The sequence below is a fragment of the Rhodococcus indonesiensis genome, assembly GCF_047782815.1.
In the GTDB taxonomy this organism is placed as follows: Bacteria; Actinomycetota; Actinomycetes; order Mycobacteriales; family Mycobacteriaceae; genus Rhodococcus; species Rhodococcus indonesiensis.
This window is the reverse complement of the sequence record NZ_CP180630.1, coordinates 2,709,373-2,723,164: the sequence shown is the minus strand read 5'-3', so window position 1 is coordinate 2,723,164 and position 13,792 is coordinate 2,709,373. Positions and strand designations below refer to the sequence as shown.

Annotated in this window: 9 protein-coding genes; 3 read left to right on the top strand and 6 right to left on the bottom strand. The window is 66.4% G+C overall.

Annotated features, from left to right (window positions below; all coding sequences use genetic code 11):
- Positions 1 to 239 precede the first annotated feature (239 nt).
- Positions 240 to 884, bottom strand: coding sequence for a hypothetical protein (locus tag ACM26Y_RS12740; protein ID WP_416063580.1), 645 nt, complete (start codon positions 882 to 884; stop codon positions 240 to 242).
- A gap of 549 nt (positions 885 to 1,433) precedes the next feature.
- Here ACM26Y_RS12740 and ACM26Y_RS12735 point away from each other — a divergent pair.
- Positions 1,434 to 2,435, top strand: a complete 1,002-nt coding sequence (locus tag ACM26Y_RS12735; protein WP_416063579.1) for an IS481 family transposase — start codon at positions 1,434 to 1,436, stop codon at positions 2,433 to 2,435.
- Here ACM26Y_RS12735 and ACM26Y_RS12730 read toward each other — a convergent pair.
- A complete protein-coding gene (locus ACM26Y_RS12730; RefSeq protein WP_416063578.1) occupies positions 2,432 to 4,537 on the bottom strand; it encodes a DEAD/DEAH box helicase in 2,106 nt (701 codons plus the stop codon). The two genes, ACM26Y_RS12735 and ACM26Y_RS12730, sit on opposite strands and share 4 nt — an antisense overlap.
- A 116-nt stretch (positions 4,538 to 4,653) precedes the next feature.
- On the opposite strand from ACM26Y_RS12730, the gene ACM26Y_RS12725 reads away from it, so the two are divergent.
- Both ACM26Y_RS12725 and ACM26Y_RS12720 read left to right on the top strand, forming a co-directional pair.
- Positions 4,654 to 4,905 (top strand): toxin HicA, encoded by a 252-nt coding sequence (locus ACM26Y_RS12725; RefSeq protein ID WP_037216603.1) that lies wholly within the window; start codon positions 4,654 to 4,656, stop codon positions 4,903 to 4,905.
- A complete protein-coding gene (locus ACM26Y_RS12720; protein WP_003934890.1) occupies positions 4,902 to 5,237 on the top strand; it encodes a type II toxin-antitoxin system HicB family antitoxin in 336 nt (111 codons plus the stop codon). The genes ACM26Y_RS12725 and ACM26Y_RS12720 overlap by 4 nt, the downstream gene beginning before the upstream one ends.
- Before the next feature lie 108 nt (positions 5,238 to 5,345).
- On the opposite strand, the gene ACM26Y_RS12715 is transcribed toward ACM26Y_RS12720, so the two are convergent.
- The 4 genes from ACM26Y_RS12715 to ACM26Y_RS12700 are packed head-to-tail and all read right to left on the bottom strand — an operon-like array spanning position 5,346 to position 13,604.
- Positions 5,346 to 5,969 carry a hypothetical protein gene (locus ACM26Y_RS12715; protein ID WP_416063577.1) on the bottom strand — a complete coding sequence of 208 codons (624 nt, stop codon included), beginning with the start codon at positions 5,967 to 5,969 and terminating at the stop codon, positions 5,346 to 5,348.
- Complete coding sequence (gene brxD, locus ACM26Y_RS12710; protein WP_416063576.1) at positions 5,966 to 7,246, bottom strand: BREX system ATP-binding protein BrxD; 1,281 nt, start codon at positions 7,244 to 7,246, stop codon at positions 5,966 to 5,968. Before brxD ends, ACM26Y_RS12715 begins: the two co-directional genes overlap by 4 nt.
- Positions 7,243 to 9,900 (bottom strand): BREX-2 system phosphatase PglZ, encoded by a 2,658-nt coding sequence (gene pglZ / locus ACM26Y_RS12705; protein ID WP_416063575.1) that lies wholly within the window; start codon positions 9,898 to 9,900, stop codon positions 7,243 to 7,245. Before pglZ ends, brxD begins: the two co-directional genes overlap by 4 nt.
- Positions 9,897 to 13,604 (bottom strand): DUF6079 family protein, encoded by a 3,708-nt coding sequence (locus ACM26Y_RS12700; protein WP_416063574.1) that lies wholly within the window; start codon positions 13,602 to 13,604, stop codon positions 9,897 to 9,899. Before ACM26Y_RS12700 ends, pglZ begins: the two co-directional genes overlap by 4 nt.
- Positions 13,605 to 13,792: the final 188 nt, after the last annotated feature.

The window sequence follows — 13,792 nt, the reverse complement described above, 5'->3', positions numbered from 1 at the left end:
CCGCACTCTCGAGCAATTGTCGTGCCGGTCCGCAGGACCGATCCACCGGCGCCCACGGGCCGCGAGTAACGCGATCGGTGGTGCGTGGCCGCTGGCGGAACCAGTGGCACCCCTCCCCCAAAGCCGGTAAGGAAAGACGTACCGGTTGTGCGGCGCGACATCGTGCATCACGGATGACCAGGAAGAACCTTGACGGCAGCGGTACACAGCGACGACGGTCAGCACACTTTGTACATTCCTCAGTGTCGATACGTCACGTCGGGAATATCACCTCGGTTCGCAAGACGGCGCTGCAATCTGCGTTCCATTTCGCGGAGTTCGGCAAGGCGCGCTCGACCGCTCGACGTTTGGTCGTAGCCTTGTTTCTTTTCGTCTCGAATGCGCAACTGCACCGATGCGAGAATTCGTCGGTCGACAGTCGGATCGGGTATCGCCGCATTCCCTGTAGTCTTCGTCTTCCTCTTCGGCTTCTTCTTGGGTGTCACGCCGGTGGTCGCCGGCACCTTGGCGGTACGCTTGGCGTCGGGTTGACTTGAGCAAGACTTCTCAGGGGTCTTGCCGGAGTTCTTCTTCGACGGTTGTCGACGCACATTGTTGAGTGCGGTACGTGCCTTCGCAGCGGCTCTGCGGTGTTGTTCCTCTTCTGGGCTGTCCGAAGCGAAGGAACCACTGAGCGGACGCAGCCCCTTGGAGGCCAGATACTTCTCCGCTGTAGCGATGGTGCTTTCATGTCTGACGCAACGTTTGCAGCGTTTGGGATTGGATCCGGCACGAGCGTTCGGCGAACCGCACCAACTGCACTTCGCGGGCCGCGCTCGCGGTGCACTTTTTCGGGGTGCATCCGGATCGACGACGGCACTCTTGATGTCCCGGGCACCCCACACGGGCGTACGTGCTTTGCTCGCGGGAGCACCGGTATGCAAATGGACCCCGGCTCGGCGCGCACGGACCATCTTGACCTCCGAACTCCGTCGAACACGCATGCAGTTCACCGCAAACTACCTGATGCTGACCACACGATCGCGTAGACCGTTCGAGTGCAGCCGCTGCGTCCAACTAGCATGACCGCGTCAGGCCACCAGAGGCGGAGCTCCGACCGGTAGACCAAAGGCCCACCCAAGCAAGACAAGAGCAATCGAAGAGGAACCGTCGATGCCCCTTCCAGAAATCAAATTCAACTATCTCGGCACAATTCACTCGCCGTTCAGCGGCGAGGCGGCCGAGACGGAGGACGGTCCGAACGACGGCACTCAACCTTGCTGTTCGTCTATTACGGCGACGCTACCGTCTGGGACACATCAGCCCTCGGTTAGCTGTTGCGGGTCATGACGTTGTAGACACCAGGCCAGGCGGGGGCTGAGCGAAGCGGACGGGTCTTCCGCGGCAGGATGAGAAGTACCACCAACGCATCCGCCAACAGGAAGAACCCGTCCGTGCTCCACCGTAACGCCCCGCTGTCCGTCGAGGGTCGCCGCCGTCTCGTGCAGCGGTGTCAGACCCGTCCGATCTCCCACGTCGCCGCCGAGATGGGCATCTCCCGCGCTTGTGCCAGCAAATGGGCACACCGCCACCGGCAGTTCGGTGAGTTGGGTCTGCTCGATCGCCCCAGCGTGCCGCACCACCAACCCACCACCACCGCCGCCGAGGTGGTGGTCCGGATCGAGCAGCTACGGCGTGAGAAGAAGTGGTCGGCACGGCGCATCGCCCTCGAACTGGCCACCGACGGGTGCCCGATCTCGGTGCGCACCGTCAGCCGGCACCTGGCGCACCTCGGTCTGAACCGACGCAGGTTCCTCGACCCGACCGGAGACAGCAACCGCGAACCCCGGCGGATCGTCGCGCATTGGCCCGGCCACATGGTGCACGTCGACATCAAGAAGGTCGGTCGGATCCCCGATGGCGGCGGCTGGCGCGTGCACGGTCGCGGCAGCGAGCACGCCAAGAGGGTCGAACGCGCCAAGGCTGCCGGGGCCCGCGCCGGCTACGTGTACCTGCATTCGGCTGTGGACGGGTTCTCCCGCCTGGCGTATACCGAAGCGTTGCCCGACGAGAAAGCTTCGACCGCAATCGGGTTCGTGCACCGGGCCCGGGTGTTCTTCGCCGCTCACGGCATCGGCCACATCCACCGCATCGTGACCGACAACGGGTCCTGCTACCGCGCGAAGGACTTCGCGAAGGTGCTGCACGGGGCTCGGCATCAGCGAATCACCCCGTACACCCCACGGCACAACGGCAAGGTCGAGCGCTACAACCGGATCCTGGCCGAAGAGTTCCTCTACGCCCGCACCTGGACCAGCGAACAGCAACGATCGGAGGCCCTGCACGTGTGGAACGTGCACTACAACTACCATCGACCCCACACTGCCGTCGGCGACCGACCGCCCGCGAGCAAGCTCCGCGCCGGTGTCACCAACGTCATGGCCTCATACACTTAGTCGTCGTGGTCGGTCCGATGGATCCGGCGACACGTCGCAATGACTGCTCGGGCATGCGGTTCGTCCGCGAGCCGCACTGCCAGGGTTTCCTCGGCGAGTCCCGGTGGTAGTGCGGAGGAGAACTTCAGTCCGGCCACGGCGCTCTGCGCGACGTGTGGGAAGGTCCAACGAGGATCGGCCAGAGCCACACTCACGTTTGCCGGGGTGATGTTCGGAAGGAGACGCAAGGACTTCTCGTCGACCCGCTGACGGGGATCGACCAGCGTCGGAAGCGACGCCTGCAAAGTGCGGTTGGCCGCGGTTCCTGCCCAGGTCCACCACCGACCCGAGCCCTCAGTCGGCATCGTGAGCACGGAGGCATCCGGATCAACGCTGTCGGCGTAGCCCTGCCGTAGTTCGGCAAGCACCGTTTCCGCGCGTCGGGTCAGTGTCACTCCTGCAGGTACGGTGCCGAGCAGCACTGCGCGCATGCCCTGTGTGATGTCGTAGGACACCCCACCGCCTGTGCCGGACCACTTGGCCTTCCCGCCGCCGTCCACGGGTTCGACGAAACACCGGCGCCGTTGCCAATCGATATGAGTCACCCTCCACGAGCGACCACCGAGCAACAGCACGCGGGGGCCGTCGACCTCTTCGACCAGCAGATCGGTGCCCACGGTGCCGACCTCGTTGCGTCCGGCCAGCACGGTGAACTCGGGAGGGGCGCTGAAGACGGCCGTCAGGTCCGAGAAGTATCGCCGTCCGAATCGGCGCTCGGCCTCGGGTCCGATGTGCAGGAAGCTCCCGTCGCGCTCGAAGAAGCCCTGCGCGCGGAGGAACGCCATGATCTCGTCGGCGTGCTCGTCGAAGATCGGCAGAGAACCCCACCAGTCCCGCCAGCTCCTCTCTCCGAGTCGGTGTTCCTGCAGGCACAGCGCCAGCATCTGTTGCGCCGCGATGTGCCGCGGGGACGGGGGTGCGACAATCGGCTCCACCCATCCGCGCGACCAGCATTCGAGCATGCCCAGGGTGAGCAGTACCTGTTCGTCGTCGACGCCGAGGAACAGACAGTTGCGCGTGGTGCCTGGGCGGCGTCCGGTGCGGCCGAGACGCTGAAGGAACGATGCGACGGTGCGTGGCGAACCGATCTGGATGACGCGGTCGAGGTCGCCGACGTCGATACCGAGTTCGAGGGTCGAGGTCGCGACGATCACCGTATCCCGTGCCTCGGCGAACGCCGTTTCGGACCGGCGCCGCTCGGCAGCCGAGAGCGACGAGTGCGACAGGAAGGTGGTCACTCCCCGTTCGCGCAGGGCCGCACCGAGTTCTTCGGCGCGGCGTCGCGAGTCGACGAACACCAAGCGCTTCTCGCCCTGGTGCAGGGCAGCGATGACTTTGGCGGCGTTGTCGATCGAGCCGACGTAGTCGACGGTGATCTCAGGTGGCGTGGCCGCAGCGGGAACTGCTGGGTTGACTACGCGACGAGGCCGGCCCGGAGTCCCACCCTGCAACCATTGCAGTAGCTCGTCGGGATTGCCGACCGTCGCCGACAGCCCGATGCGCTGCAGGGGACGGCCGGCGATGCGCGCGAGCCGTTCCAGCACGGCGAGGAGGTGCCAGCCCCGGTCGTCGCCGGCGAACGCGTGAACCTCGTCGACGACGACGGCTCGTAGCCCTGCGAACAGCACGCGCGGGTCGACTTTGGTGGACACCAGCATCGCCTCGAGCGATTCCGGTGTGGTGAGCAGGATGTCGGGGCGGTCCCGCAGGATCTGCTGTCGCGCGGACTGGCCGACGTCCCCGTGCCACACGGCGGCGGTGCGGCCGAGCCACTGGGCGTAAGTGTGCATGCGTGGTTGGAGGTTGTTGAGCAGTGCCCGCAGCGGGCACACGTAGAGCACCGACGTGCCCTGCCAATCGTGCTCGGCCATCGCCGAGAGCAGCGGGAAAGCCGCCGCCTCGGTCTTGCCTCCCGCGGTCGGGGCGAGGACGAGGGCGTCCTCGCCCGCGAGGATCGGTTCGACGGCGACAGCTTGAGTGGGGCGAAGGCCGTCCCAACGCAGCGTGTTGACGAGGTGGTACTGCACGCCGGGATGGAGGAGGGTGAATGCGCTGTCGGTCATGAATCGAATCGCTCGATCACATGCGGGTTCGGGGACACTCGTCGATCATTCGCGTCAGGGCTGTCAACAGCAACTTCACTCCCGCGTGGCGCTAGCGCATACGCTAGCCTTGAGAGGTGTCGAAAGCAGAGAAGCTTCGATCGAGGATCGCCCAAAATCCCCGGAACGTCCGCTACGAGGATCTGCATCGGTTGTGTGTGGAAGTCTTCGGGCCACCTCGCCACGATGGGGGTAGTCACGCCGTGTTTCGAACACCGTGGCCGGGCGATCCACGCGTGAACATCCAGCGCGGCAAGAACGGGGAGGCCAAGCCGTACCAGGTCAAACAGGTGTTGGCAGCGATCGAGAAGATGGAAGAGGAGTCATGAGCCGACCGGACGCACGTCACTACAGCTACCGAGTTCAGTGGTCGCCGGACGACGACGAGTACGTGGCCACCGTGCTGGAGTTCCCGGGGTTGTCGTGGCTCGAAAGCGATCAGAGCGAAGCATTGGCCGGCCTTGTCCGTCTCGTCGAGAGTGTGATCGGCGATATGATCACCAACGGCGAAACCGTGCCGCAACCCTTCGCCGAACGTTCCTACAGCGGTACCATCTACGTTCGCACCTCCCCCGAGCTGCATCGACGTCTCGCAATCGAAGCTGCAGAACGTCACGTCTCTCTCAACCAGCTAGCCGTCCAGCGATTGGCGAACGCATAGCCCGTCGCACCCAGACACCCACTCGTTCATCGGCCCGTCGTCCGCAGCCGCAAGTAGATCCGCGACGGCGATCGCCGCGCACCTGCCGCCACACCGTGACCGGACGTTTCAACCGAATGCTCCGACCAGGGCAGCACGGAGTTCGTCTCGAGCGCCGGGCCGGTTGATTCGCGGAGGGGACGGCGATGGGCCGAAGACCACGTGCGCACCAGGCACTACATCATCGAACGAATGCTTCTTCCACCCGTCCCCAACTTTGCTGCCCAGCACCAGAACGGTTTGCGGGCAATGTATCAGTTCGGTGAAGGACCGGAAGTACTTCTTCCCTTTCGCCAGCTCGGCGTCGTCGGGATTGAACTTGCGGATCTCGAACGGGCAGATATTCCACGCAACACACCGACGCCTCTCGATCCCGAGTTCGCGGAACATCTCGAATAGTGTCGCGGCCACTTCGTCGTCGTTGTCGAGCGAGATCAACCGACCCGCTCCTCGTCTCGGATCTGCGTCGGCTTGGGGTGCCTTGAGCAACAGAATGACGTCCGCGTCGACACCGCCGTAGGTCGGATCGAGGTACGGAAGTCGATCGGTGCATTGTTCCCGACTGCTGATGCGCCAGATCAGCCGGTTCAGTTCCAGAACCGACGGTGCCCGTCTCGCCTCTTCCCACCGCCGCGCCCGGAGGTCTGGATCGTTGAGCGCACGCGCGATAGTCGGGATTGCGGGCCGAGTCATAGGTCCAACTCGATTTCGTCCGCCGACACGACCTCCCGTTCGGCCTCCGACAACTCGGATGCCCCGATCTTGATCTCGTAATCGGTGTACGGGTCGAAGTTCGGGTGCAGTTCGATCACGTCGAGGACGTCGACGAGTTTGCGCAGAAACAACCTCGGCGCGATCCCGACGCGACCGCCGAGACTGCCGGCGACCGCACCGGCGAAGCGGCGGAGGAACTCGTCGTCTGCGGTCGCCCGCACACGTTCGGCGGAGTCGATTCCGCTACAGAACAGATCCCGCACCCGTCCACCGAGCTCGACGAGCCGATCCAGGTCGAAGCCGGTCAGCCTGAGTTGCGGGGCGCGCGGGTTGTCGAAGCGCGGGTCGCGGGAGAAGTCGGTGTGCAGGCGGTCGGCGAGCGGCGGCAGCAACTGGATGCCCTGCCGACCCTCGAAGAACGCCGGTGTGCCGGTGATCAGCAGATACAGGCCCGGGAAATGCCCGTCGTGGATCTCGTCGATCAACTGGCGCAGCGCGTTGAGTGCTTTGGCGCGGGCGTCGGAGCGCACCCGCTGCAACGTCTCGACCTCGTCGAGCACCAGCAGCAGACCGGCGTTGCCGGCGTCGGCAAGTACCGCGAGTAGTCCGCGTAGGAAGCCGAGTGCCAGGAAATGATCGAGGTCGCCCTTGATGCCGGCGCGGCGCTTGACCGACGCCGCGACGTGCGGTTGGCCGCCGAGCCACGCGACCAGCCCGTCGGCGCCGTCGTTGTCCCCCTCGGCCACCATCTGCCGGTAGGCACGAATCGCCATGGGAAACACCGGTGCGCGCGCGGCGACGTCGGCGAGGCGACGTTCGAGCAGGTCGTCGACACTCGCGCCCTGCTGCGTCGCGTCGTCCTCGATGGTGAACAGCCACGCGTCGAGGATCGGACGCAGCGCGGACGGCGGAATCGAGGCAGTACGCAGGGATTCGATGCTGCGCCGGTACACAGTTTCGAGCTTGTGCAGCGGCGTGTCGATCTCGTTGATCTGCACCTCGGCGACGGCGAACCCGCGTTTGGTGGCGCGGTCGGCGAGCCAGCGGGCGAAGAACGTCTTGCCGGAGCCGTAGTCGCCGCGCACGGCCTTGAACATCGCTCCCCCGCTGGCAACCACCTCGAGCTCGGCGTCGAGTTCGGATTCGAACCGGCCAAGCCCGACGGCGAGCTGGTCGAGACCGTTCGCGGGGACGGTGCCGCGTCGCAGCGCGTCGAGGATCTCTCGTCGCCTCCGTGGCGACACCGCCGCGCTCACGATTCGATCCCGAACTGTTCGCGCAGCGCCGCTTCGTCGAGTCCGACGACACCACTGTCGAGCAGCAACACCTCGTAACCTTCGACGTCGAGCACTCGCTTGACCTGCAGCAGCGCACCACCGACACGACTCGGGGTCAGTCCCAGGAGGGCCGCGGCCTGAGCGGTGGTCACCTCCCGCGCGGGAGCCGCGAGCAACGCGGCCAGCAACGCGCGAATCTGGTTTTCGCGCACCACGATCCGGCCTGCCAGACGGATCTGATCGGCGAAGACGGTGGTGGCGAGCACCTGCGCGGTCACGTCCGTCCCGGTGTCGGGGGCGGCGGGTTCGTCGCTGTCGAACAAGGTTGGTGCCGCCTGCTTCACAGCCGGTGCGGAGCTCGCCTCGGGGATGTCGATCCGGACGGGGCTGTGCCACCAGTGCGGTTCGACGGCATCGAGGGCGGTGAGCGTGTCGGGACACTCGCCGGTGTGCAGGGCGAGCACGGGCACCACCACCTCCGTGGGGCTGGCCCCGCCGTGGTAGCCGGCGTTGACGGGGCCGTAGCGGATGTCGTCGTCGACGGCGAGCACCACGGCCCGGCTCTCGGTGAGCACCCGCGGTCCACGCACCAGGATTTCGCCGTCTTCCACGCGGTCGAGATCCCCGTGCGCGCGCTGCCCGTACACGGTGACCCGGTTGCGTTTGACGGAGGTGCGACGCTCGATGATGTGCCCGTGGTCGGAGGTGATGATCACCGCCCTACCGGCCCGCTGCGCGGCCTGCAGGAGGGCGCGCAGGTGGGTGATGGTGTCGATGTCCCAGTCGGTTCCACCCGGGTCGGTGTGGTGAAGGGTGTCGTCGACGAAGTTCAGAACCGCGGCCACGAGTGGACGGCCGGTGGTGTCGGCGATGGCGTTGGCGACGTCGGTGGCCAGGTCCGCACCGGCGGGCACGGTGTCGAGTGCCTTTTTGTGGAAGATCGGGTCGGTGCGCCCGGGGGCCGCCTCCAACTTCGCATCACGCAGCAGCTTTAGGAAGCCGGTGCGCTCGGCCGCGTCGCTTCCTTCCCGCAGCTCACCGGCTAGCAGCGAGCAGCGGCTGCGTTGGGTGAGGGTGGGCAGGACTGCGAGCGCACCCGTCCGACGGGAGGATCCGAGCACACCCGCCTCAGTCCAACCGACTTCCGCAGCGGCCGCAGCAAGTTCCGTTGCGGCCGCGACGGGCAGCGCGTCGACCACGATCAGCAGCGTGGGCGCCGATTTGGCCAGGGGCAGCACCACGGCCGGCAGCAACTGTTCGACGAGCGCACCGGTGGGGTGCGGCGTGTCTGCCAGAGCGGTGGCGAACCGGCGGTCGTGACCGCGACGGCGCGCGGTGACCAGGGCGATGACCCGGGTGATCGCCTCGGCCAGACGCCGATGATCCGAACCTCGATGCGCCGTCACGAGAGCGGCGTCGACCCAGCCGTCCACATCGACGTACCGGCGGGTGAGCACGTCGAGCCCGCCCGCGGTGGGGGTGTCGACGGTGAGCCACCGTAGTAACCGCACGGCCGCTTCGGCAGCTCGGCAGGACGTGGAGGTGCGCGCCGACATGTGCTGCAGGACCTGCTGCCATGCCAGTTCAACGCCGTCGATGCCGCCCTGCTTCGGTCCGTACGAGGCGTCGCCGGGCAGGGCAACCTCGATCGCCCTCGCGAGCTCCTCGAGGCGCGCGGTGAGTCCCTGGGGAAGCAGTTCGGACCGCTCGGCGAGATGTTCGATGTTCAATTCGCGCACGTGCGCGGCTGCGGATTCGAGGACCGCCCGCCGTTCCCGTTCGATCAGGGTGCCGACGACGAGCCCGGAGGTGTCGTCGTGCCAGGCTTCGAGGTCCTCGATGTCGAGGCGACGGAGTCCGTACTCGCCGAGGAACAGTCCCCGCTCGAGGGTGCTGGTGGGGTCGGTGACCAGCCCGGCGAGAAGTCCGAGTGGCACCAGCTCGGTGATCCGCTGGGACTGCAGCAGCGCTGCCACGGACTTGCCGAGTCTTCCCGCTCGTTCGGCAAGCCACTCCGCGACGGCCTTCATCACCTCGGGGCCACCGTCTACGCGGAGGCGGGCGAGGTTGTCGGTCACGTCGGAACGACGGCTCCATTCGAGGATCGCCAAAGTGTCGATCTCGGTGGCGGGATCGTCGGTGATCGCGAGTACGGCGCGCGCGAGGGTGGACATCACGTGCGTGCGGGTGAGCACACCACCCGGTGCGGGGGTGATCGCGGCGGTGGGAATCGCCGCGAGCAATCCGAGAGCCAATGCCCGGTCGTTGGGTACGCGGTAGAGGGCGGGTTCGATGGTGGTGGCCGCGAACGTCGAGCGCAGCGCGTCCCACGGGTCGGGGCTGAGGAGCCGGCCGTCGATGAGGTGGGCCAGCACCCCGTCGCCGAGATCCTTGTCGTCAACGGGGGTGAGGATGACGAGCCACTGGTCGTCGGCGCGGGATTCGAGGGCTTCCCACACCGCGAGGGTGGACGGGCACGGCACGACCGTCACCGGGGTTCCGTCGTGGTGAAAGGTGCCGCCGTCCCACGCAGGCGCGGCGCGGAGACCGAGAACACCGCTCTTGTAACGCTTTTCGACGGCTTTCGCGAGCTTGGCGGTGATGATCGGACGAGTGGCGGTGAGGGTGTTCACTCCACCCACCACTTCACGTGCAGACGCTTGCCGTGCTTCTTGTGGGCTGCACGCAGTCGTTTGGTGACGGACTCGATGTCGACGATGTAGTCGAGGATCACCTCGTCGGGGTCCGTGACGACCTCGTCATCGGAAGTGTCGTCGTCGACTTCGTCGTCAGCGTCGTCATCGGGATCGTCGTCGACGCGTTCGCTCACCACCCACTCGACCACGCGGGTCTCGGTGCGGTTGAGTTCGTCGGCCAGGGAGACGCCGGGGGTGGTGATCAGCTCCTCGAGCTTCTTCACGATCACCCGCGCAGATTCTCCGCGCTCACCGCCGGTTTCGGCCCCGGCAAGCAAAGCTCCGATCAGTCTCCACTGGAAGCCCCGCAGCGCTGCGGCGTCGTGGGCGGCTTCGGTCCGCATCCGCCCCGCGGATTCCGCGGAACCCGGCACCGGTGTGGTGGCGAGCAGGTCGATCAGCGCAACGTTGCCGGCGGTGGAGGCGAGAGTGTCGAGGTAGTCGACGAGCGCGCGGGCGACGCTGATGCGGTCGGTGTCGGTGACGTCCAGCTTCAGGGCGCTGTGGGCGTCGGCGAGCCTGTCGACGAGCTGACGCAGGTCCGAGGTCTTCTCCCCCGCCCTGGCTCGCACCTGTTGTGCGAAGTCGGCGACGTTCGCGCCGGTGAGAAAGGTACGCGGGATGGTGTAGCCGAGCAGGTAGGTGGCGGTGGTGCGGGCGGCGTCCCATGCTGCCTGTTCGGGCAGTTCCTCGGCGCGCAGTTCGATGCTTTCGCGCATCCGACCGAGCGGCGGTGCCGGAACGGGCGCGCCCGCCTCGAACCAGGCGCGTTTCCGCAGCAACGCCCATGCGGCGACGATCAGGTCGCGGGCTTCGGGACGCAGACCCCATGCGGGGCTGACGGCGTCGATGCGATGTTGGAGCGCGCCGACGGTGACGCGGTCCGCTTCGGCGGCCGCGCGGTCGAGTTCGCCGGCCCAGTACGCGAAGGTGTCTTCACCGAACAGGAAGTGGTCCTCGGTCGCCTTGCCCACCTTCAGCGGCGCGGCGATGCGCTGCGCAACCTTGCGTTCGGCGCCGGCGGTAGGTACCCGACCCTGACGATCCGCGACCGCCTCCTCGACGAAACCACGCACGATCTCGTAGTGACGAGTGGTGACCTCGTCGCCCGGGCTGGGGTATTGCGGATGGTTCGGGTACAGCGCCGCGAATGCCTGGTCGACGACCTTGTCGAAGGCGTCCCGCAGGTTCAGCGCAGTGGGCAGTTTCGGGCTGAAGTCCTTGCTGAGGGAAACGAGGATCTCGGTGTGGCCGGGGTCGTCGACGAAGTATTTCGGGTCGGGTGCTTCGATACCGTAGGCCTGCTCGAGGAGGCGTTGGAAGGCGTTGAGCGTTCCACGGTAGAGGTTTTCGAGGATGCCTCGGGCCTGCGCCCGGTCGGCGGGCGACAGGTGATCGGTGTTCTCCTGCCAGCGATCCCCGGTGCCGCCGAACAGCCAGTCGAGCTTGACGAGCAGCGCGAGGTCTTGTCTGGCTTCGTCGGAGAAGAACTTCGGCAGCCACACGATGGTGTGCCGGTCGCCGCCCGCGAGGAGTCGGTCGATGCGGGCGATGTCGTCGGCCGCGGAGAACTCCCCCTCGTCGAAGGGGTAGTCGACGACGAGCCGCCACGTGCCGGGCCGGTTGTCGAAGTTCTGTTCGGGCACCGACGAGGCGTCGCGGACGTTGCCGAACACCACGTCCACTTCGCGGCGGGAACCGCGCCAGATGACGGTGCGGGTGGCGCCGCCGGCGAGGTCGTCCTGTTTGGTGTCGACACCGAGCGCCTGGTGGACGAGGGTGCGGATGAGCACCTTGCGCTTGCCGGTGTTGTCTTCGCCGCGGATGCGTTCGAGGACGGAGTTGTAGTCGACGTTGGACAGTTGCACCCGGATGATCGGGTTGGTGCCCTCGGAGACGGTGATCTCGGGGACGTCCTTGGACCATTCGCGCACCACGCCGAGGACGACGCGGGCTTCCCCGCCCTTCATGCGGGTCTTGATGGAGCCGTGGTTGAGCGCAGCGAGCCGGGACGCGGTGATGTCGCGCAGCGCGGGCACCTTCGGGGCGATCGCAGACAGCAGCAGGGTCTTGGCGATACGGTCGTGGGCGCGGAACCCGGCGGGCACCGAGTCGGGGTCGGTGTCGAGTTGCTCCTGGGTCACCTGATGGCGGGTGAGCAGCAGCGGCAGCAGCTTGTCGTGGTAGAGGGAGTCGGCCGCTTTGAACAGGGTGGACGCGACACCGTCGATCGGTTCATCACCGTCGACGATGGGACCGAAAGCGTCGCCGACGGGGATGAGGTCGGCGGTGGTGAGGGTGTCGCGGCGTTCGACGAGCATGCGCTGCATCACCTTCAGGGCGGTGCGGTCGCGTTGCATCACCGAGGCGAGTTCGCGCAGCGTGGCCACCAGCGCCGGGGAGAACGGGTAGGTGAGCCGGAATTCCTGTTCGGAGGCGCCGCGATGCTCCTCGGTGGTGTTCATCGAATCACGCAGCACGTCCCATACGTCGGGGCTGCGGGTGACGGAGCGGAACGCATCGTCGAGGATCTGCTTGGCGTCGGCGTTCTTCGGTTGCAGCAGACGGATGTTGGCGACTTCGGCGAGGTTGTCGTTGCCGAGTTCGATGGTGCGGAACCGGCCCTGCTGGTATTGCAGGGCGCGGTCGGTGGCGTCCTGTTCGGCGCCGGAGGCACCCGCATCGGCGAGCCACTTGCGCAGGTCCATCTGCCGAGAGATGAAGGAGACCAGCGGGATGGGGCGCGGGTTGCCGGAGCCTTCGACGAGTTTGGTGATCTTCTGCGATTCGCGGCTGAAGATCTCGTTGTTGCGCACGTAGAAGATCAGCCAGAGGATCAGTTCGTCGAGGAACAGCACCACGGCGTCGTAGCCGAGTTCTCTGGCGTGCTCGGAGATGACGCTCAGGCCGCGGTCGAGGTCGACGTATTCGGCTTGCTCGAGGAACGACGAGAAGTAGTTGCGCACCAGCGCGGAGACGAGTTCCTTGCGCTCCTCGCTCTCCGCGCGGGCGACGAGCCCCGCCCGGTATCGCTCGAGGGTCCAAGTGTCGGACACCAGTCCGCCCCACGCGTCGTCGCCGTCCGCACTGTCGTTGCCGAGTCCGGAGAGGAACCGCTCATCACCCATCTTTTCGCGCAGGTACTCGGCGTCGGCGAGGAGGGTGTCGGACACGTGCAGAGCCGGCAGCGGTGCTTCGGGATGGAGCCGGCGGATCTGGTCGACGTAACCGCGGAGGATCGCTTCTTCCATCGACTTGGTGCCGAGGAAGTGGTAAGTGAGGCTGAGGATCTTCTTGCCGGCGATACTGGCGTCATAGCGGTCGGTGAGGTCGCGGAACCGTTCGGTGCGCAGCGCCGGGTGATTGCCGAGGAGGGCGTAGAGCACCGCCATGAAGTGCGATTTACCGGAGCCGAACGACCCGGCGAGGTAGGCGCCGCGGGAGGTGTTCTTGGTGATCGCGTCGGAGATGAGAGAGATCGCGGCCGCGAAGTTGTCTTTGAGCGAGTCGGTGAGCACGTAGGAGTCGACGGCGGCGCGGATGTGTGCGTCGTTGTCGGTGCTGTCGGTCAGACGCAGCACGTAGTCGTCGGCGCCGACGCGTTCAGGAATGTCGATGACGTCCCGCAGCAGAATGCTCACGCTTACTCCGCCCCTCCTTCATGGTTCTCGAGACAGCGGCCGTGGTGGAAGTCGCTGTGAAGTTCATCCTGCCAAAGGACGGCGACGTTACCGGGCACCACCCAGCTTCCAGCCACGCCTCGGATCTGCGCGTAGGCGCAGCGAGACCGTAGTCGACAGGAGAGGTACCGAATGACCCAAGTCCAAGC

Bases quoted from the DNA above. Each gene is read 5' to 3' on its own strand.
- ACM26Y_RS12730 (WP_416063578.1), bottom strand. From the start codon at position 4,537: ATGACCGACAGCGCATTCACCCTCCTCCATCCCGGCGTGCAGTACCAC.
- ACM26Y_RS12715 (WP_416063577.1), bottom strand. From the start codon at position 5,969: ATGACTCGGCCCGCAATCCCGACTATCGCGCGTGCGCTCAACGATCCA.
- ACM26Y_RS12720 (WP_003934890.1), top strand. From the start codon at position 4,902: ATGAGCCGACCGGACGCACGTCACTACAGCTACCGAGTTCAGTGGTCG.